Origin of the sequence: Curtobacterium poinsettiae (genome assembly GCF_025677645.1) — a bacterium.
Lineage (GTDB): Bacteria > Actinomycetota > Actinomycetes > Actinomycetales > Microbacteriaceae > Curtobacterium > Curtobacterium poinsettiae_A.
The window spans coordinates 1561467-1580879 of sequence record NZ_CP106879.1 but is presented as its reverse complement, the minus strand read 5'-3'; the positions used below and the strand labels follow the sequence as shown (position 1 = coordinate 1580879).

The window sequence follows — 19413 nt, the reverse complement described above, 5'->3', positions numbered from 1 at the left end:
GTCACACCAGGGCGCGGGGTTCGCGACGGCTGTGCTCGCGGCCGGCCGCAAAGGACGACAGCACCCCGGTGCGGGCGAGTGCCCGGACGATGAGCCACGAACCCGCCCCCGCGATCACGGCGCCGGAGATGATCGCGCAGACGACGTAGACGACCTTGAAGGCGACGTCGAGCCCCGGGTACCAGAGGACGGTGTCGTTGATGCCGAGCGCGAGTCCGGCCGCGGCACCGGCGAGCACGACGACCGGCAGGCGGTAGACGCGGTACAGGAACAACGCGAGGACGATCTCCGCGCCGAGGCCCTGGACGAGCCCGGCCTCGAGCGTGAGCCATCCCCACTGGGTGCCGAACAACGCCTCGACCGAGGCGGCGACCATCTCGCCGTAGAGCGCGGCGCCGGGCTTGCGGACGACGATCGCGACGATCGGGCCGGCGAGCAGCCAGACCCCGCCGAACAGGGCCTTCGTGCCGGGGAGCACGAGGTCCATGACGGCGCTGATGGGTTCGTAGCCGAACTCCCAGAGCCGGAAGACGACCCCGAGGGCCACCGCGAGGACACTCGCGACGACGATGTCGACGACCCGCCAACGCAGCGATCGCCGCGGAGCGGTGGTGACGGTTGTGGACGTGCCTGAAGGCATGCTGCTGACTCCTCCCTGCGCCGGCATGATCCGGATCAGGTTCGACGGTCGGAGCGCCGATCGCTCCCTCTCAGCCCGGCGGTCCCGGACTCCCGTGTGTGTGCCAGCAGTCTAGACGCGGTCGCGACCGCGTGACGGACGGGAGGCCCGTGGCGGCGTCGCCACGGGCCTCCCGTTGCGTCAGGGGGTCACTTCTTGAGCGCGCGCACCAGTTTGCGGAGGACACGCCCGGCCACCCACACGAAGGGGATGGCCACGACGATCAGCGAGATCGGGTTCGGTTCGAACACCAGGTCCTTGCCCGGGCGACGGACGTAGGCGCCGACCGGGGCCGACGCACCGCCACCACCACCACCGCCGTTCTCGTCGTCGCCCCCGCCGCCGCCGAAGCCGAACCAGCTGACGGACACGGGGATCAGGGTCTGGTCGCCGACCTCGACGGGTTCTCCGTAGTTCGTGGAGACCCCGAGCGGGCGGACCTGGTCTGCGATCTTCGAGACGATGTTGGCCATGCGCGCGACGCTACTCGTCCGTTCCTCCACAGGCCGCGGGGCACAGCTGGCATCCACAGCTGGGGCTTGTCTGCGGACGCGGACGAGCGCCGCCGATATGTTGGCCGGACCCACACCTGGAGGACCGTTTGCACACCTGGCCCGGAAACCCGTACCCGCTCGGGGCGACCTACGACGGGAGCGGCACGAACTTCGCGCTGTTCTCCGAGGTCGCCGAGCGCGTCGAACTCTGTCTGTTCGATTCCGACGGCAACGAAGAATGCGTCCGCCTGCTCGAGGTGGACGCCTACGTCTGGCACGCGTACCTCCCCAACATCGGCCCCGGGCAGGAGTACGGCTTCCGCGTGCACGGCCCGTACGACCCGGACTCCGGCGCACGCTGCAACCCGTCGAAGCTCCTGCTCGACCCGTACGCCAAGGCGACGAGCGGCGAGATCGACTGGGACCAGTCGCTCTTCTCGTACACGTTCGGCGACCCGGACTCGACCAACGACGAGGACTCCGCGTCGCACATGATGAAGGGCGTCGTGATCAACCCCTTCTTCGACTGGCAGGGGGATCGCCCGCCGCGCACGCCGTACGGCGAGACCGTCATCTACGAAGCGCACGTCAAGGGACTCACCGAGACCCACCCCGACGTGCCGGAAGAGCAGCGCGGAACGTACGCCGGCGTCTCCCACCCGGCGGTCATCGAGCACCTGCAGCGTCTCGGCGTCACCACGCTCGAGCTCATGCCGGTGCACCAGTTCGTGAACGACTCGACCCTGCAGGACAAGGGGCTGTCGAACTACTGGGGCTACAACACCATCGGCTTCTTCGCGCCGCACTCGGCGTACTCGTCGTCGGGCGACCAGGGCCAGCAGGTCCAGGAGTTCAAGACGATGGTGCGCGAGCTGCACCGCGCCGGCATCGAGGTCGTCCTCGACGTCGTCTACAACCACACCGCCGAGGGCAACCACCTCGGCCCGACGCTGTCGTTCCGCGGCATCGACAACGCGGCCTACTACCGCCTGGTCGACGACGACAAGAAGTTCTACATGGACTACACGGGCACGGGGAACTCGCTCAACGTCGGGCACCCGCACTCGCTGCAGCTCATCCTCGACTCGCTCCGCTACTGGGTGACGGAGATGCACGTCGACGGGTTCCGCTTCGACCTCGCGTCGGCACTGGCCCGCGAGTTCTACGAAGTCGACCGGCTGTCGGCCTTCTTCGAACTGGTGCAGCAGGACCCGATCGTGTCGCAGGTCAAGCTGATCGCCGAGCCGTGGGACGTCGGCCCCGGTGGGTACCAGGTCGGCAACTTCCCGCCCCAGTGGTCCGAGTGGAACGGCAAGTACCGCGACACCGTCCGCGACTTCTGGCGCGGTGAGTCGTCGACGCTCGGCGAGTTCGCCTCGCGGATCTCCGGCTCGGCGGACCTGTACGAGCACGACGGCCGCACGCCCAAGGCGAGCATCAACTTCATCACCGCGCACGACGGCTTCACGCTGTACGACCTGGTGGCCTACAACGAGAAGCACAACGAGGCCAACGGCGAGGACAACAACGACGGTGAGAGCCACAACCGGTCGTGGAACTCCGGCGCCGAGGGCCCGACCGACGACGAGGCCGTGAACGCCCTGCGGCTGCAGCGTCGCCGGAACTTCCTGGCCACCCTGCTCCTGAGCCAGGGCGTGCCGATGATCGCGCACGGCGACGAGCTCGGCCGGTCGCAGTCCGGCAACAACAACGTCTACGCGCAGGACTCCGAGCTCAGCTGGATCGACTGGGACAGTGCGGACGAGGACCTCATCCAGTTCACCGCCGACGTGGTGAAGCTCCGGCACGACCACCCCACGTTCCGCCGGACCAGGTACTTCAACGGCCGTCCGGTCCGTCGTGGCGAGGGCGAGCCGCTGCCCGACGTGGTGTGGCTGACCCCCTCGGGCGACGCGATGGACCCCGAGGACTGGGACTCCGGCTTCGGCAAGAGTGTCGGCATGTACCTGAACGGCGAGGGCATCCGCGGGCGCGACGCCCGTGGTGAGCGCGTCACCGACGTCGGTTTCATCACGTACTTCAACGCCCACGACGACGTCGTGACCTTCACGCTCCCACCAGAGGAGTACTCCCCCGGCTGGACCGTCCGGATCGACACCGCCGACCCCGGCGCACGCGACGAGGTGCTCGATGCGGGGACCCCGCTCGACGTCCCCGCGCGGTCGATGATCGTCCTGCGTGCCGAGCCCGACCACGAGGTCACGAGCACCCCGGTCGACGCCGAGCAGGACGGCGCCCCCGAACCGGTCGCCCCGCAGGACGCCGTCACCCCGGCCAACCCGGCCGGTTCCACCGCACCGAGCGGAGCCGCCCGATGACCGCCGGAACGCCCGGCGCAGCGAACCGCGTCCCCTCGTCGACGTACCGGCTGCAGGTCTCGGCCGACTTCGACCTCGACGCCGCCCGCGACCTGGTCGACTACGTGCACGACCTCGGGGCCGACTGGCTGTACCTGTCGCCGGTGCTGCAGGCCGAGTCCGGGTCGAACCACGGCTACGACGTGGTCGACCACACGCGGGTCGACACCGACCGTGGCGGTGACCAGGCGATGCGGGCGGTGGCCGAGGCCGCGCACGCCGTCGGCCTCGGGGTCATCGTCGACGTGGTGCCGAACCACGTCGGCGTCGCGACCCCCGAGTCGAACCCGTGGTGGTGGTCCCTGCTCGAACTCGGGCAGGGCTCCCCCGTGGCGTGGGCCTTCGACGTGGACTGGGAAGCCGGCGACGGCAAGCTCCGCGTCCCCGTGCTCGACGACCGGCTGCTCGACGCGGTCACGCTCGACACGTCCGACGCCGAGCGTCCGGTGCTCCGCGTCGGCGAGACCGCCTACCCCACCGCACCCGGGACGGTGCACGACGGCGACACCGTCGAGACCGTCCACGAGCGCCAGCACTACGCGTTCGTGCACTGGAAGCGTGCCGACCACGACCTGAACTACCGCCGGTTCTTCGCGGTGAACACCCTCGCGGCGATCCGGGTCGAGGAGCCCGAGGTGTTCGCGGCCTCGCACGGGGTCATCGGCGGCTGGTTCCGCGACGGCCTCGTCGACGGCCTGCGCATCGACCACCCGGACGGGCTGTACGACCCGGCGGGCTACCTGCAGGACCTGGCGGAGCTGACCGGCGGGGCCTACACCCTCGTCGAGAAGATCCTCGAGCCCGGCGAGCAGCTGCCGAGCTCGTGGCCGGTCGACGGCACCACCGGGTACGACGCCCTCGGGGTGCTCGACCGCGTGTTCGTCGACCCCGCGGGCGAGCAGGCGTTGACCGCGGCATCGGGCGCCGAGCCGGCCGACTGGCAGCAGCTCACGCACGACACCCGACGGGGCATCGCGGACGGCATCCTCGGCAGTGAGGTCGAGCGGCTCGCACGCCTGCTCGCGCCGAGCGCCGTGACGGAGACGATCACGCACGAGCGAATCGTCGACGCGGTCGCCGAGATCGTGGCCTCGTTCGACGTGTACCGCACGTACCTGCCCGAGGGCGCCCACCACCTCATCACCGCGCTCGAGCGTGCCGCCGAGGCCCGACCGGACCTCGACGACGTCATCGACCGGATCGCACCGGCACTCGTCGACCCGACGAACGCGGCGGCGGTCCGACTGCAGCAGACCAGCGGCATGGTGATGGCGAAGGGCGTCGAGGACACGGCGTTCTACCGCACCTCGCGCCTGTCGTCCCTGAGCGAGGTCGGCGGCGACCCGAGCGTCTTCGCGGTCTCGGTGGCGGACTTCCACCAGGCACAGCGCGAACGGCTCGGCAGCTGGCCGCACACCATGACGACGCTCACCACGCACGACACGAAGCGCAGCGAGGACACCCGCGCCCGCATCGCCGTGCTGGCCGAGCTCGGCGACGAGTGGGCCGCCACGCTCGAGCGTCTGCAGTCGCTCGTGCCGTTGCAGGACCGCGTGTTCGCCGACCTGCTCTGGCAGGCGATCGTCGGTGCCCGGCCCGCCAGCCGTGAGCGTCTGCACGCGTACGCCGAGAAGGCATCCCGCGAAGCCGGTGACAGCACCACCTGGACCGAGCCCGACGAGGCGTTCGAGCAGCAGATGCACGCGATCGTCGACGCCGCGTTCGACAACCCGGACGTGGTCGCCGTGCTCGACGCCCTCGACGAGCAGATCGACGCCGCCGGGTGGTCGAACGGTCTCGCCCAGAAGCTCGTCCAGCTCACCGCACCGGGCGTCCCCGACGTCTACCAGGGCACCGAGTTCTGGGACCGCTCGCTCGTCGACCCCGACAACCGTCGTCCGGTCGACTATGCCGAGCGGCGTCACGTGCTCGCCGAGCTCGACGGCCCGGACGACGACGGGCCCGAGGACCTGCCGGCCATCGGCATCGACGGCGCCGCGAAGCTCCTGGTCACGACCCGCGCACTGCGCATCCGTCGGGACCACCCGGAGCTGTTCACCCGGTACCTGGAGCTCGAGGCCACCGGCAGCGCGGCCGACCACGTCATCGCGTTCGACCGCGGCGGTGCCGTGACGATCGCGACGCGGCTGCCGATCGGCCTCGACCGGGTCGGCGGCTGGGGCGACACACTGGTGCACGCCGTCCCCGTCGAGCGCATCGACCTGCTCACCGGCCGACACGTCCCCGCCGACCGCGGGATCGCGCTGGCCGACCTGCTCACCACCTACCCGGTCGCGCTGCTCGTGCCCGCCGACGCGGTCGGTGCAGCCGGCCACGCCGACGCGGTGACCGCCGTGTCCGACGCGAGCGGCGCCTCCCGGCCCGCCGCCGACCGCACGACGGACGCCACCGAGACCGACGCGCAGGCCGAGATCGACATCCTGGAGGGTCACGCATGACCGCACCCGACCGTTACGCCGTCTGGGCGCCCGAGCCGGACCGGGTCCGGCTCGTCGTCGACGACGTCGAGTACCCGCTCACCAAGGGCGACGACGACTGGTGGTCCACCGACGCCGTGATGCCGGTCGTCGGCGCCCGGTACGGGTTCCGCGTCGGCGACGACGACGCGATCCGACCGGACCCGCGCAGCCGGTACCAGCCCGAGGGCGTGCACGGCCCGTCCGAGGTCGTCGACCCCGCACGGTTCGCGTGGACCGACGAGTCGTGGACCGGACGTCCGGCCCGCGGCGCCGTGATCTACGAGATGCACATCGGCACCTACACGCCCGAGGGCACGCTCGACGCCGCCGCCCAGAAGCTGGACCACCTGGTCGAGCTCGGGGTCGAGTTCGTCGAGCTGCTCCCCGTCAACGCCGTGAACGGCGAGTGGAACTGGGGCTACGACGGCGTCGGCTGGTTCTCCGTGCACGCCCCGTACGGCGGCCCGGACGCCTACGACCGGTTCGTCGACACGGCGCACGCGCTGGGGCTCGGCGTCATCCAGGACGTCGTCTACAACCACCTCGGACCGAGCGGCAACTACCTGCCGCTGTACGGCCCGTACCTGCTGGCCGGGCTCGGCAACACCTGGGGTGACTCGGTGAACGTCGAACACCCCGAGGTCCGTCGGTACGTGCTCGACAACGTCCGCATGTGGTTCCGCGACCACCACGTCGACGGGCTCCGGCTCGACGCCGTGCACGCGATCCGCGACACCACCCGCCCGCACGTGCTGGCGTCGATGGCCGACGAGACCGACGCCTACTCGTCGTTCATCGGTCGTCCGTTGTCGCTGATCGCGGAGTCCGACCTCAACGACCCGGTGATGTTCCGGCCGCGCGAGGCCGCCGGGTACGGCCTCACCGGGCAGTGGTCGGACGACTTCCACCACGCCGTGCACGTGGCGCTCACCGGCGAGACGAACGGCTACTACGCCGACTTCGCCCCGCTGTCGGCGCTGGCGAAGGTGCTCGAGGACGGTTTCTTCCACGACGGCACGTGGTCGTCGTTCCGCGGCAAGCGTCACGGCCGGCCGATCGACCGCGGGACCTCCCCCGCGACGGCCCTGGTCGTCGCGAACCAGAACCACGACCAGATCGGCAACCGCGCGGCCGGCGACCGGCTCGCGGCGACGCTCGACGACGAGGGGCTCGTGATCGCCGCGGCCCTGACGTTGCTCGGGCCGTTCACGCCGATGCTGTTCATGGGCGAGGAGTTCGCAGCCTCGACGCCGTGGCAGTTCTTCACCTCGCACCCGGAGCCCGAGCTCGGCAAGGCCACCGCCGAGGGGCGCATCGCCGAGTTCGCCGAGCACGGGTGGGACGAGTCAGCGGTGCCGGACCCGCAGGACCCGACGACGTTCACCAACTCCAAGCTCGACTGGGCCGACGTCAGCTCGGAACGCGGTGCGGCGATCCTGCGTGCCTACCGGGTACTCATCGCCCTGCGGCGCACGGACCAGGCGTTCGTCGACCACCGCTACGAGGCGAACGCCGTCCGCTTCGACGAGGACCGCCGCTGGCTCGTGCTCACGCGCGGGCTGCTCGGCCCCGACGTGGCACCGGTGCACGTCGTGGTGAACCTCGCCGACGACGCAGCCGAGGTCCCGGTGCCCGACGCCGTGGGCGAGGAGCTCTACGGCTTCGGCGCGATCGAGGTCGATGCCGGCGTCGTCCGCTTCCGTGGCCGCGGCGTGGTCGTGCTCCGCTAGCCGACCGCGGGCTGCGCGAGCGAGCCGCAGGCTGCACACACGAACGGCGACGAACCCCCGGGTCCGTCGCCGTTCGTGTGTGCAGGCGTTCGCGTGTCTTCGGCCTCAGCCCGCGTGGTCGGCGACCGCGTGCGCGTTCTTCCGCACGGACGGCAGCTTGCGGTGGTCCTTGACCAGGGAGCGGGTCTCGCGGATCCGGCGGTCGATGCCCCACTTCGTCACGAGTGCCAGGCTCTCGCGCACGATGTTGCCGCTCATCTTCGAGACGCCGAACTCCCGCTCGGTGAACGTGATCGGCGTCTCCACGACCCGCAAGCCCGCCTCGAGGGCACGCCAGCACAGGTCCACCTGGAAGCAGTACCCCTTCGACGCGACGCCGGCGAGGTCGATCCGCTCGAACGCCCGCGAGGTGAACACCCGGAACCCACCGGTCGCGTCGCGCACGGCGATGCCCAGGGCGAGACGCGTGTACAGGTTGCCGCCGCGGGAGAGCAGGAGCCGGTACCAGGGCCAGTTCTCGACCTTGCCGCCCTTGATCCACCGGGAGCCCAGCACCAGGTCGTTCGAGTCGGCGAGCTCGAGCATCCAGGGCAGGTACTCGGGGTGGTGGGAGCCGTCGGCGTCCATCTCGACGAGCTTGGCGTAGCCGTGTTCCAGGCCCCACGCGAAGCCGGACAGGTACGCGCCGCCCAGGCCGTCCTTGACGGTGCGGTGCATGACGTGCACCCGGTCGGTCTCGCGGGCGATGGCGTCCGCGATGTCGCCGGTGCCGTCGGGCGAGTTGTCGTCGACGACGAGCACGTGCACGGAGTCGTCGGTCGCGGCCAACGTGCGCTCGACGATCGGCCGGACGTTCTCGGCTTCGTCGTAGGTCGGGATGATGACCAGGGTCTCGCTCATGGTGCTCCTCGTGCTCCACATCGAATGTATCGCGGGCTAGTTGGGTCAATCCGACGACAGGTCTGCGAACACGATCAGATTGTCCGTGTAGTGCCCGGTGGCGGTGTCGAACGTGCCGTCGCAGGTGATGAGTCGGAGTTGCGGGGTGGGGGTGGGGCCGTAGACGTCGCTCGTCGGGAACGCCGACTTGGCGGCGCGCTCGGAACGGTCGACGGTGAAGGTGCGGGTGCTGCCGTCGGACATCCGGACGTGGACCTCGTCGCCGGCGACCAGTTCGTCGAGCCGGAAGAACACCGCGGCGCTCGTGGGACTGTCGACGTGACCGGCGATGACGGCGGGGCCGACCTCGCCGGGGACGATCCCGTCGCTGAACCAGCCCGCGCTGTCCCAGTCGACGGGCGGGTCGAGTTCCCCGGCCGCGCCGCGGTGCAGGTCCTCGAGTGAGGACCGCACCCCGATGGCGGGGATCGACACGCTGACCGGGGTGGCCGTCGAGCGGGCCTGCGGTGCAGCCGGGTCCTGGAACCCCTCGATGCCCGTACCCGAGGACGACGAAGAAGAACGAGACGAAGACGACGACGACTGCGACGGAGACGACGAGGACTGCGACGGCGCCGACGACGCACCACCGCCGACGGTCGACGCGACCGCCACCCCGGCCACACCCCCGACCACCACGACTGCGGCGACCACGGCACCGATCACCACGCCTCGGCGCCGGACGGCCGAGACGCGCCCGGCGCTCCGACGGCCGCTCACGAGCCGCCTCCCACGTCGCCGGCACAACCCCCGAGCACGTCGGAGGTCAGCATGGTCGAGCCGATGGCCAGCCAGGCGTCCCCGTAGTACGTCGGCGTGGTCGCCGCCGTCCGGTCGGCCCGCTCGAGGTCGGCGGCAGCCGCACCGGAGGAACCGGCAGCCTGCTCGGCCGCGGCCCGCGCGGTGTAGGCCAGCGCGTTCGTGTCCCGCGTCACCGGGGTGCCACCGAGGTCGAGCTGCGAGGCGAGTTGGGTCGTCCGTCCGAGTGTGGGCGCGAGTGCCGCCGCGAGCTCCCGGTCCGGCGCCGAACACGCCTCGGCGTACCGGAGCGGCGTCCGCATCGCGTCGTACCCGTAGAGCACGCGCCCGTCGCCACCGACGGCCGGCATCGGGTCCACCGATCCGTCGGCGTGCACCTGGGACCAGTCACTGGGCAGGTCGGAGGCGTCCAGTACGGCCGCGGTCACAGCGCGCGAACCCCGGGTCAGCGCGTTCCAGCGGTCGTCCCCGGTGGCGTCCGCCAGCACCGAGAAGGCCGCGGGCGAGGCGTACGAGGCGTTGTACCGGTAGGGCTCCTGATCCGCCCACGGTCCGGGCAGCAGGATCGTGCCGAGGTCGGTCCGGGCAGTCTCGTGCTGGAGGATCGCCGCCGCGATGCGCTTGCCCGCGGCGGTGTACCGGTCGTCGTCCCAGGCCTTCCCCGCGAGCACCAGGGCCCGGGCTGCGTCGAGGTCGGCGTCGCTCGCGGACTGCTCGTCGGCGACGCCCTGATCGGACGTCCACCGCCACGCCAGCAGGTCGTCGTCGGTGAGCAGGTGCGCTTCCGTCCACTCCCAGATCGCGTCGAAGCGCGCACGGTCGTCGTTCGCGTAGGCGATGAGCAAGCCGTACGCCTGCCCCTCGCTGACGGTGTCACCGCCCTGGTCAGTGCGGACGACGCGACCGCCCTCGACGTAGCGGTCCAGGAACGCGGACCGCAGCTGCTGCGGCGAGCGCGTCGCGTCGGGCGCGGTGGTCGAGGTCGGGGTCGCCGTGCCAAGGTCGGCGGTCGTGGTGCTCGACGACCAGGGGCGGACGGCGACGATCGCGACCACGACGGCGACGATGACCGCCGCCGCGGCGGCGACCGGTATCCAGGTCCTGCGGGTCATGCTGGCCTGCCTCTCCGGGGATGGTGGTGGGGGTCGACGGGGAGGCGCGGATCACGTGGGCCGTGCGGCGCACGTGATCCGTGCCTCCAGTCCGGGGCGTCAGCGGAACAGCGAGCGGAGCATCGCGACGGCCGCGTGGACCGCCTCGGTCACCGGCCGGTCGGCGGCTGCGCCGCCACCGCCGGTCTGCACACCGCCGGACGGGGTGGCGGCGGTCGCCGCAGCGTCCGTCACGGGCACGACCGTCAGGTTGCCCTCGCTGTCGTCGAGGACGAACAGGGTCGAGACGGTGTTGCCGGCGAGGTCCACCTTGGCGGTGCCCTGCTGACCGCTGCCGGAGACGTCGAGCGACCACTTGCCGGCGTCGACCGTGGCGTACTTCGTGGCGGTGCCGAAGGTGGCGTCCTCGGCGATCGGGGTCCCCTCGGAGGTCTGCACGTCGACCCGCTTCGCGGTGGTGGCGGCCTGCACGAGCCGGAGCTTCGCCTTGCCGTCGCCGGGCTGCTGCAGGTCGTCGGTGAACGCGGTCGTCTTCAGCCCGTCGTTCTTGCCGTAGGCGACGACGGTGCTCGCGTCGCCCTCCTGCACGGTGACGTCGGTGGAGATGACAGGCGTGGAGTCCGGGGCGTCGGCGGCGCGCATCGACAGGACGTAGGTGCCGACCGGCAGCTTCTCGTAGGGGCTGACCTGGCCGTACGTGACGTCGTCGAGCTCGAAGACGGTCTTGCCCCCGGCGAGGCTGGACAGTTCGACGTCGACGCCCTTCGTGTCCGGCGACAGGTGTCCGACGCGGAGCCAGCCCTGGTCGGCCGTCGCGGCGGAGGCGGACTGCGGGGCGGCGAGCCCGACGGTCGCGGCGACGAGTGTGGCGGTGAGCGCTCCGACGACGACGGTGCGGCGGCGGTTCGTGGTGTGTGCGGTCATGATGGTGCTCCTTCGGGTCGAGGTGCGGTTGGCGTGCGGTCGTCGTGTCGAGGTGCGGGCCGTGCGGCTCGTGCAGGCCGTGCGGTTCGTGTAGGCCGTGCGGTTCGTGCGGCTCGTGCCGTTCGTGCAGGCCGTGCGGTTCGTGCGGTTCGTACGGTTCGTGCGGACCGTGCGCGCCCCGGGCGCGCGGCGGCCGCCGCGCGAGCGGGCGGAATACCGGGGTCAGCGCCGGAGCCGCCCGGGCATTTCGCCCGCTCGTCCAACGGGCGTTCCGCCCCGACGCGTTCGCGGTGAGGGTCATCGCGGCCGATCCGGCGAGCGGGCGGAATACCGGGGTCCGCGCCGGAGGCCTCCGGGCATTCCGCCCGCTCGCGGTTCGCCCGCTCGCGGGACGTCAGCTCGGCCGACGCCCGATCGGTCGGCCCGGCCGAGCGATCGCGGGTCACGAGGCGCTCGTCGCGGTCGTCGTCGGGTCGGCCGGGGCGTACGTCACCGTGAGCCGTGCTCCCTCGCGCTCGACCGAGTCCGGCCGGAAGGCCTCGGACATGGCGTCGAAGGTCCGAAGGACCCGGGCAGCCGAGGCGTCGTCGCTCGTGTGCAGGACGACGGTCCGGAACGGCTGGCCGGTCTCCCCGGTGCGCGGGGTGAACCGGTCGACCCGCACGTCCTGGTCGGCGAGCACCTGTCCGAGCGCGATCATCGCCCGCGAGTCGACCTGTCCGGCGCGGAACTGCGACTTCGTGCCGTCGTCCGCACGCAGGGACGGGTTCGAGGCGAGCTCGGTCCCCAGGGTCTTCCGGACGTCGGTGGCCCGGGTGATCGCGGTCTCGGCGGCACTGGCTCCCTCGGCGTGGATCCGGCGGACCTCGACCTGCTGGTCACCGGTACCGAAGGTCGCGACGGCCGTGGAGTTCTCGATCGCCTGCCGCACGTCGGTGGACGAGTTGCCGCCGGTGCGCATGGAGTCCGTCGTGATGACGTAGTCCGAGTCCTTCCAGCCGTTCGGTGACTGCCGTTCCACCGCTCCGTCGGTGTCGAGCTTGTAGTACCAGACGACGTTGTTCCGGGCGAAGCCGTCGTCCACGAGGTCGACCCACATGGCGTCGTCGACCAGCAGGCGCGAGGACTTCGGCACGTTGTCGCCCACCCACTGCTCGGCCTGCTGCATGGGCAGGTCGAGGTTGCCGAGCAGGAACCCGCGCAGCTGCGTCCCCCAGAGCGGCACCGCGACGACGAGCGCCGCAGTCGTGACGACGGCCCAGGTGATGCCGAGGCCGCGCCGGGCCCTCGGGCCGAACCAGCCCCGGGTGTGGACCCGACCGGCGATCGTCAGGACGGCACGCTCCACGGTGTACGCGACGAGGAGCGCTGCGAACGGGATGAGCATGATGACGTAGGGCACCGGCAGGTACCCGTTCGGCCGGAACATCACCGCGAGCAGGAACACGAGCATCGCGGCGATCGGTCGGACCCGTCGCAGGAAGAGCCCGACGAAGGCCGCGACCGAGCCGAGCACGATGAACACCGGGTCGAGTGCCCACCACTGCGCGGCGGCCTCGTTCGCCAGGCTGCCCACGTCGAACACCGATCCGGAGGCGGTCCGCGACCCCAGCTGGTAGGTGACGCCCTCCCACAGGCTGACTCGCCCGTTGCCCGGCACGAGTTCGCCCTTCACCGCGGCGAGCAGCAGGTACCCGCCGCCGATCAGCACGAGCACGGCCCCGGCGACGCTGAGCGTGTACCGGCGGGTGCTCGTGTCGGCGCGACGGACGGCCATCCAGATGAGGAACGGCAGCGCGAGCAGGTAGGTCTCCTTGGACAGCACGGCGATGCCGAGGCAGGCAGCGGCACCGGCGAACCCGGCGAGCTGCTGGCGACGGCTCAGCACGAGGACGAACGCAGCGAGCAGCCAGGGCGTCGCGACGTTGTCGATGTACACGGTGCGGTGGTACTGCAGCGCGAGCGGTGACAGCGCGAAGACGAGTCCGGCCGCGGCCGCCGTGATCCGTCCGGCACCGAGACGTCGGGCCAGCACGAACAGCAGGATGCTCGAGACGGCGGAGAAGAACACCATGGCCTCGCGCCCGGCCTCCACCGCGAAGGGGTACCGCGCGAACGCCCCGGTCAGCCCGGTGTAGCCGGCGATCTGGATCCATCCGAGCGGCGGGTGGTCGTACCAGTACGTGTAGTGGGTGAGCTCGCCGAGGTTCGTGATCGCCCACGCCTGAGCGGTGTAGGTCCCCTCGTCGTCGATGCGCTGCGGCGTGCCCGACATGTTCCAGGCCTGGACGAGCACGGTGACCGCGACGACGGGCAGCAACCACGTCAGGCTGGCTGCGTGCCGTCGGAACCACGCCCCGATGCCGGAGCGGTGTGCTGCGGCGGCACCGCGGATCGGGATGCCCGTGGTGTCGGTGATGCTGGCGGTCATCGGGTGCCTCCCGTGGTGGTGCCGGCGAACGCACGGTCGGACGACGCCGCGCCCGATCCGGTGACCGAGGTTGACGCCGCGCCCGACCCATCGAGGTCCGAGGCGAAGCCGATGACCTGTCCGTTGCGGTGCTGACCGGTGTGCTCGGTCTTCTCCCACCCGTTCTGTCCCTTGGCGTGCCGGACGACTGCCCGGACCGCCGCGGCGGCGAGGAACACCTGGTACGGCACCAGGCCGAGCACGAGCCGCACGTAGTCGCGGAGCCGGACCTTCTCGCCGTACAGGCGGCCGAACTCGTTCAGCCCGACGACCTCGACGGCGAGCAGCATGAGCGTCGGTGCCACCGGCACGAACGACACGAGGGCGATCGCCGTCGGCACCTTGACGAACAGGATCATCAGGACGCTCAGCGGGATGAGCAGTCCGGTGGCCGCCTGGATGAACGGCATGGTGAGCATGTAGCGGGCGAAGAACCGTTGCCGGAAGGACGGCAGCTTCTTCCACTCCCCCTTGCCCAGCACCTGCAGGAAGCCCTGGTTCCACCGCGTGCGCTGCTTGAGCAGCGAGGCGAAGGTCGGCGGGGTCTCCTCACGGGTGACGGCCTCGGGACTGTAGGCGACGACGACCTTCGCGCCGTCGGCGGAGAGCCGCACGCCGAGTTCGCAGTCCTCGGCGAGGCAGTGCGCGTCCCAGCCGTTCGACCACTCCAGGCGGGAGCGCGTCACGAAGACGGTGTTGCCCCCGAGCGGGATGAACTTGGACCCGGCGTGGAAGTGCAGGCGCGAGCGGAACCAGAAGTAGTACTCCAGGACGTTCCGGAGCGACCACCAGCTCGACTTGAAGTTCATCAGCTGGACGCCGCCCTGCACCACGTCGGCGTCCGTTTCCTGGAACCGCGAGTCGACGAGGGAGAGCAGCCGCGGGTAGACCTCGTCCTCGGCGTCGAACACGCCGACGATGTCACCCGTCGCGTGCTGGAGCGCCAGGTTCATCGCCTTCGGCTTGTTCTTCGGCAGGGTGTCGTCCACCACGACCTTGATCAGCGAGGGGTGCCGAGCCGCCGCGGCACGCACGACGGCGTCGGTCTCCGGGTCGTCCTCCCCGACGATCGCGATGATCTCGAAGTCGGGGTGGTCCTGGGTCGCGAGCATGTCGAGTGTCTGCCCCATCACGTCCTGCTCGTGCCGACCGGGCACCAGGAGCGTGAACCGGTGCGCCGCCGGGAGCGGGGTCTGGCTGAAGCTGGTGGACTTGAGCGCGTCCCGGGACCGCCAGGCGTGCAGCATCCACCAGAGGGTGGTCAACGCGATGATCGTGAGCAGCACGGAGAGGGCGATGAGGGTCGAGTAGCCGAGCCACTCGCCCAGCGACCAGGCGGCCTGTGGGAGCTGCCCCGAGCCTCCCGTCGGCACGTCCGTGGTCCCACGGTTCGGGACGTCCCCGGTCGTGCCAGGGCGTTCGTCGGGCTGGAGCAGCGGCCCTGCGGCCGTCAGCAACACGGCTGGGATGGTCATTCGGGGAACCCCTTCGGACGAGTGTCGGTGGACCGGAAGACGAGGGCCTTGTACGCGGCGAAGCGGAACGCGGTACCGAGGACGAGGCCGACGCCGTTGCCGGCGACGTTGTCGGCGAGGGTGGACGTGAAGCCGAGGACGTAGTGCGAGACGAACAGGCAGGCAGCGGCGATGCCGAGGCCGACGAGGTTCGTGGCAGCGAAGAGCAACCCCTCGCGGACGGTCTCGCGGCGGCCGGTCTGGCGCTGGGCACGGAAGGTGATGAAGCGGTTGCCGATCCACGCGACCGAGGTCGACACGATGGCCGACACGATCTTCGCGGCGATGGGACCGTCCGACATGACGGTGGCGCGGAGCAGGTTGTAGACGCCCAGGTCGATGACGAAGCAGACGGCACCGATGGTGCCGAACGACGCGAGTTGCCTCGCGGTGGCGAGCAGGCGTGGGACCGCGCCAGGGCGCACGGTCCGCTCCGCACCGGTGTCGGGTGACACCAGAACGGGGGTATCAGTTCGGGTCATGCCCCCGATTCGGGGGGCCTGGGTGGGTGGTTTGGGTGGGGTACGTGTTTTGCCAGGCCCCTGCCAGATACACGACACATGCCGTTCATCTTGACGATCCGTCAGCTGCGGTGGTCAGCGGCGCGGGGACGACGGACGGGAGGCCCGGTGCCAGCTGACACCGGGCCTCCCGTCCGTCGGTCGGTCGCGTCTACGCGGGGCGCGACGACGGGGACACGTTCTTGGACGCGTCCCGTTCCGGGATGTCGCCGAGTGCCTCGTCGATCGCCGCGAGGGCGTCCGCGTCGAGCTTGACTCCGGCGGCCTTGACGTTGTCCGTGACCTGCTGCGGACGCGAGGCGCCGACGATGGCCGACGCGACGTTCTCGTTCTGCAGGGTCCACGCGATCGCGAGCTGCGCGAGCGTGAGGCCGGCCTGGTCGGCGACGGGCTGCAGGCGCTGCACGGCTTCGAGGACCTCGTCGCGCATGAACCGCTTGATCATGTCCGCGCCGCCCTTCTCGTCCGTGGCGCGCGAGCCCTCGGGCACGGGCTGACCCGGCTTGTACTTGCCGGTCAGGACGCCCTGCGCGATGGGCGACCAGACGATCTGCGACAGGCCGAGCTGCTTCGAGGCGGGGACGACCTCGCCCTCGATGACCCGCCACAGCATCGAGTACTGCGGCTGGTTCGAGATGAGCTGGAAACCGAGCTCCTTGGCGAGTGCGGCACCGGCGCGGATCTGCTCTGCAGACCACTCGCTGACGCCGATGTAGAGCGCCTTGCCCTGGCGGACGACGTCGGCGAAGGCCTGCATCGTCTCTTCCAGGGGGGTCTCGTAGTCGTAGCGGTGCGCCTGGTAGAGGTCGACGTAGTCGGTCTGCAGTCGCTCGAGCGAGCCGTCGATCGACTCCATGATGTGCTTCCGGCTGAGGCCGACGTCGTTGTGCCCCTTCGGGCCGGTCGGCCAGTAGACCTTCGTGAAGACCTCGAGGGACTGGCGCCGCTCGCCCTTGAGCGCCTCGCCGAGGACGGTCTCGGCGGCGGTGTTGGCGTACGTGTCCGCGGTGTCGAACGTGGTGATGCCGGCGTCGAGCGCTGCCCGCACGCACTGGGTGGCGACGTCGTTCTCGACCTGCGAGCCGTGCGTCAGCCAGTTGCCGTAGGTGATCTCGGAGATCTTGAGTCCGGAGTTGCCCAGGTACCTGAATTCCATGGCCCCGACGCTACTGGCTCCTGCCGCGGCGTGAGGGGTCCCGCGAGTGCCTGTCGGGGGGGGTGGGGGGTGTGGCGCGGGCTGGAGATGCGGGGTGCGGGGGTGGAGGTGCGGGGTGCGGCGGTGCGGGGTGCGGGGGTGGAGGTGCGGCGGTGCGGCGGTGCGGGGTGCGGGGGTGCGGGGTCGGGAAGGGGATCCGCGAGCGGGCGAAATGCCACGGTGCCCTCGCCAGCACACCCAGACATTTCGCCCGCTCGCCTGGAGGACGACCCCGGGCTGTGGCTTCCTGCTCCCTTCGATCGCCTCCACCCGGCGAACGGGCGAAACATCGCCGTGCGGCCAGGCGGCAGGCACGGTGTTTCGCCCGCTCGCAGGAACAGCCGTCCCTCCACAGCGGCGAGAGCGGGCAAGCCGTCCACAAAGGAGGCCTGACTCTCCCCCTCGGGATCGGCTCGCCGTCACGCTGTGGAGATGACCGTGAGACGCCGACTCCCGATGGCACTCCGCGACGCTTCGTTCCGAGTACGGGATGCGCTGCATCGAGGCGTGTCGCGTGGCCGACTCGATGCTCGCGATCTCGTCCGCCCGTTCCACGGCATCCGATCGGCGTTCCCGCCTGAGGCCGTAGATGAACGTGCGAGAGCACTCGCTCCTCGGCTCCGCCCCGATCAGGTGTTCAGCCACGTCACCGCAGCAGCGATCATCGGCATCCCACTGCCCCGCCGTCTCGAACGCGACCAGCGATTGCACGTCACGAGGATCGGGACCGACCAAGCGCTCCGGGTTCGCGGCACGGTCGGCCACCGGGCCCGGTACGGATCGGTCCGCGCGACGATCGCACGAGGGGTCCCGCTGACCACTCCGGCCGACACGTTCGTCGCACTGGGCTCGATGCTGACGCTCGACGAACTCATCGTCGCGGGCGATGCGCTCGTGGGGTGGCTCGGCTGGGCGACGCTCGACGAACTCGCCCAGGCCGTCCATCGACGACGAGGGATGCGCGGCATCGTGAAGCTCCGCCTCGCGCTCGACGAGATCCGGCGGGGATCTCGGTCTCCCGGAGAGACCCGGACACGGCTGGCACTCGTTCGTCGCGGGCTCCCAGAGCCGTCGCTCAACCACGATGTCGTCGTCGACGGGCAGTGGATCGCATGTGTGGACCTTGCCTACCCCGCTGCCAGGGTCGCGATCGAGTACGAGAGCGATCTGCACCGCACCGATCCCGCGACCTTCCGGAAGGACCTGACGCGCGGGGAACACCTGAAGGACGTGGACTGGTGGCTCGTCAGAGCGACAGCAGACGACCTGGCTCACGGTGTCGAGCGTTTCGTGCACCGCATCCGTCGGCTGCTCGAGGTCGGTACCAGAGGAGCCCACGACACGCGGTTTGCGACACTTGGGTGAACAATGGTTGACGCTTCAACCAAAACGGTGCACACTGTCGTAGTATCAACTCGATGCAGGCGCATGGAACGCGTCGCACCGCAGACTCTCGTTCGGAAGAAGGACCACCATGACGCTCACCGCTGACACCGTTCCCGGCTACAAGACCGGCACCTGGAAGATCGACCCGACCCACTCCGAGGTCACCTTCTCGGTTCGCCACCTCGCCATCAGCAAGGTCAAGGGCAAGTTCGAGACGTTCGACGCCACCGTCGTCACCGCCGAGAACCCGCTCGAATCGACCGTCGAGGCCAACATCGACGTCGCGTCGATCAACACCGGCCAGGAGCAGCGCGACCAGCACCTCAAGACGAGCGACTTCTTCCTCACCGAGGAGCACCCGCAGCTGACCTTCCGCTCCACGAGCATCGAGGCGAAGGGCGACGACCTGCACATCGCGGGCGACCTGACCCTGCGCGGCGTCACCAAGCCGGTCGTCCTCAAGGCCGAGCTCGGCGGCTTCACCACCGATGGCTACGGCCAGGTCAAGTTCGGTGCCGAGGCGACGACGAAGATCGACCGCACCGAGTTCGGTGTGAACTGGAACGCGGCGCTCGAGGCCGGCGGCTTCACGCTCGGCAACGACGTCACGATCAACCTCGACGTCCAGTTCGTCCTCCAGGCGGCCTGACCCACCTCTGACGCATTGCCCGCCTGAGGGCACCGAACGGCACTCCCCGAACCCGAGAAAAACGCCCCGACTCCGCACGGAGTCGGGGCGTTCTTCATTGTCGGCACCGCTCCCCCGACCACGAGCGGGCGAAACACCACGGAGCCTCGTCCTGGCTCGTCAGGCATCCCGCCCGCTCGCCGA

General features: G+C 70.5%; 15 protein-coding genes and 1 riboswitch. Of the genes, 5 read left to right on the top strand and 10 right to left on the bottom strand.

All coding sequences use genetic code 11. The features are described 5' to 3' along the window. Position 1: 1 nt before the first annotated feature. Positions 2-640 (bottom strand): ECF transporter S component, encoded by a 639-nt coding sequence (locus tag OE229_RS07700; protein WP_182064881.1) that lies wholly within the window; start codon positions 638-640, stop codon positions 2-4. After that, positions 635-746: riboswitch (TPP riboswitch) on the bottom strand. Its footprint overlaps the gene before it by 6 nt. Positions 747-828: 82 nt before the next feature. Further along, entirely contained in the window at positions 829-1152 is a 324-nt protein-coding gene (locus OE229_RS07695) for a hypothetical protein (RefSeq protein WP_182064882.1), read from the bottom strand. 128 nt (positions 1153-1280) lie between these two features. Here OE229_RS07695 and glgX point away from each other — a divergent pair, with 128 nt between their 5' ends. From glgX to treZ, 3 genes are read left to right on the top strand one after another with little or no spacing between them, the layout of a single operon-like run. After that, positions 1281-3512 (top strand): glycogen debranching protein GlgX, encoded by a 2232-nt coding sequence (gene glgX, locus OE229_RS07690; RefSeq protein ID WP_182064883.1) that lies wholly within the window; start codon positions 1281-1283, stop codon positions 3510-3512. After that, positions 3509-6010 (top strand): malto-oligosyltrehalose synthase, encoded by a 2502-nt coding sequence (treY, locus tag OE229_RS07685; RefSeq protein ID WP_209133489.1) that lies wholly within the window; start codon positions 3509-3511, stop codon positions 6008-6010. The genes glgX and treY overlap by 4 nt, the downstream gene beginning before the upstream one ends. Further along, positions 6007-7761, top strand: coding sequence for a malto-oligosyltrehalose trehalohydrolase (treZ, locus tag OE229_RS07680; protein WP_262137290.1), 1755 nt, complete (start codon positions 6007-6009; stop codon positions 7759-7761). Before treY ends, treZ begins: the two co-directional genes overlap by 4 nt. A 105-nt stretch (positions 7762-7866) precedes the next feature. Here treZ and OE229_RS07675 read toward each other — a convergent pair whose 3' ends face one another. The 8 genes from OE229_RS07675 to OE229_RS07640 form a co-directional block, all read right to left on the bottom strand. Further along, on the bottom strand, positions 7867-8661 hold the full coding sequence (locus OE229_RS07675) for a polyprenol monophosphomannose synthase (protein WP_071405494.1): 795 nt from the start codon (positions 8659-8661) through the stop codon (positions 7867-7869). Positions 8662-8706: 45 nt separating this feature from the next. Continuing rightward, the gene (locus tag OE229_RS07670) at positions 8707-9420 is read right to left on the bottom strand and encodes a class F sortase (protein ID WP_262137289.1); all 714 of its coding nucleotides are present in this window, start codon (positions 9418-9420) and stop codon (positions 8707-8709) included. Continuing rightward, the gene (locus OE229_RS07665) at positions 9417-10571 is read right to left on the bottom strand and encodes a glycosyl hydrolase family 8 (protein ID WP_262137287.1); all 1155 of its coding nucleotides are present in this window, start codon (positions 10569-10571) and stop codon (positions 9417-9419) included. The genes OE229_RS07670 and OE229_RS07665 overlap by 4 nt, the downstream gene beginning before the upstream one ends. Before the next feature lie 99 nt (positions 10572-10670). Beyond that, a complete protein-coding gene (locus OE229_RS07660) occupies positions 10671-11495 on the bottom strand; it encodes a DUF4397 domain-containing protein (RefSeq protein ID WP_182065869.1) in 825 nt (274 codons plus the stop codon). Positions 11496-11937: 442 nt separating this feature from the next. Next, positions 11938-13926: an ArnT family glycosyltransferase gene (locus OE229_RS07655; RefSeq protein ID WP_262137285.1), complete on the bottom strand. Its 1989-nt coding sequence runs from the start codon at positions 13924-13926 to the stop codon at positions 11938-11940. Beyond that, positions 13923-15440, bottom strand: coding sequence for a glycosyltransferase (locus OE229_RS07650; RefSeq protein ID WP_262137284.1), 1518 nt, complete (start codon positions 15438-15440; stop codon positions 13923-13925). The genes OE229_RS07655 and OE229_RS07650 overlap by 4 nt, the downstream gene beginning before the upstream one ends. Further along, on the bottom strand, positions 15437-15961 hold the full coding sequence (locus tag OE229_RS07645) for a GtrA family protein (RefSeq protein WP_182065872.1): 525 nt from the start codon (positions 15959-15961) through the stop codon (positions 15437-15439). The genes OE229_RS07650 and OE229_RS07645 overlap by 4 nt, the downstream gene beginning before the upstream one ends. A 190-nt stretch (positions 15962-16151) precedes the next feature. Continuing rightward, positions 16152-17156 carry an aldo/keto reductase family protein gene (locus tag OE229_RS07640; RefSeq protein WP_262137282.1) on the bottom strand — a complete coding sequence of 335 codons (1005 nt, stop codon included), beginning with the start codon at positions 17154-17156 and terminating at the stop codon, positions 16152-16154. Positions 17157-17627: 471 nt separating this feature from the next. Here OE229_RS07640 and OE229_RS07635 point away from each other — a divergent pair, with 471 nt between their 5' ends. Further along, positions 17628-18560: a hypothetical protein gene (locus tag OE229_RS07635; protein WP_262137281.1), complete on the top strand. Its 933-nt coding sequence runs from the start codon at positions 17628-17630 to the stop codon at positions 18558-18560. A 109-nt stretch (positions 18561-18669) separates the two neighbouring features. Beyond that, positions 18670-19230, top strand: a complete 561-nt coding sequence (locus tag OE229_RS07630; RefSeq protein WP_027464630.1) for a YceI family protein — start codon at positions 18670-18672, stop codon at positions 19228-19230. The last annotated feature ends 183 nt before the right edge of the window (positions 19231-19413 follow it).

Excerpts from the sequence above, each read along its gene's own strand:
- OE229_RS07630 (WP_027464630.1), top strand. The coding sequence starts at position 18,670 with ATGACGCTCACCGCTGACACCGTTCCCGGCTACAAGACCGGCACCTGG.
- OE229_RS07635 (WP_262137281.1), top strand. The coding sequence starts at position 17,628 with ATGACCGTGAGACGCCGACTCCCGATGGCACTCCGCGACGCTTCGTTC.
- OE229_RS07650 (WP_262137284.1), bottom strand. The coding sequence starts at position 15,440 with ATGACCATCCCAGCCGTGTTGCTGACGGCCGCAGGGCCGCTGCTCCAG.
- OE229_RS07660 (WP_182065869.1), bottom strand. The coding sequence starts at position 11,495 with ATGACCGCACACACCACGAACCGCCGCCGCACCGTCGTCGTCGGAGCG.
- OE229_RS07700 (WP_182064881.1), bottom strand. The coding sequence starts at position 640 with ATGCCTTCAGGCACGTCCACAACCGTCACCACCGCTCCGCGGCGATCG.
- OE229_RS07675 (WP_071405494.1), bottom strand. The coding sequence starts at position 8,661 with ATGAGCGAGACCCTGGTCATCATCCCGACCTACGACGAAGCCGAGAAC.
- OE229_RS07655 (WP_262137285.1), bottom strand. The coding sequence starts at position 13,926 with ATGACCGCCAGCATCACCGACACCACGGGCATCCCGATCCGCGGTGCC.
- OE229_RS07640 (WP_262137282.1), bottom strand. The coding sequence starts at position 17,156 with ATGGAATTCAGGTACCTGGGCAACTCCGGACTCAAGATCTCCGAGATC.
- OE229_RS07695 (WP_182064882.1), bottom strand. The coding sequence starts at position 1,152 with ATGGCCAACATCGTCTCGAAGATCGCAGACCAGGTCCGCCCGCTCGGG.
- OE229_RS07665 (WP_262137287.1), bottom strand. The coding sequence starts at position 10,571 with ATGACCCGCAGGACCTGGATACCGGTCGCCGCCGCGGCGGCGGTCATC.
- treZ (WP_262137290.1), top strand. The coding sequence starts at position 6,007 with ATGACCGCACCCGACCGTTACGCCGTCTGGGCGCCCGAGCCGGACCGG.
- OE229_RS07645 (WP_182065872.1), bottom strand. The coding sequence starts at position 15,961 with ATGACCCGAACTGATACCCCCGTTCTGGTGTCACCCGACACCGGTGCG.
- treY (WP_209133489.1), top strand. The coding sequence starts at position 3,509 with ATGACCGCCGGAACGCCCGGCGCAGCGAACCGCGTCCCCTCGTCGACG.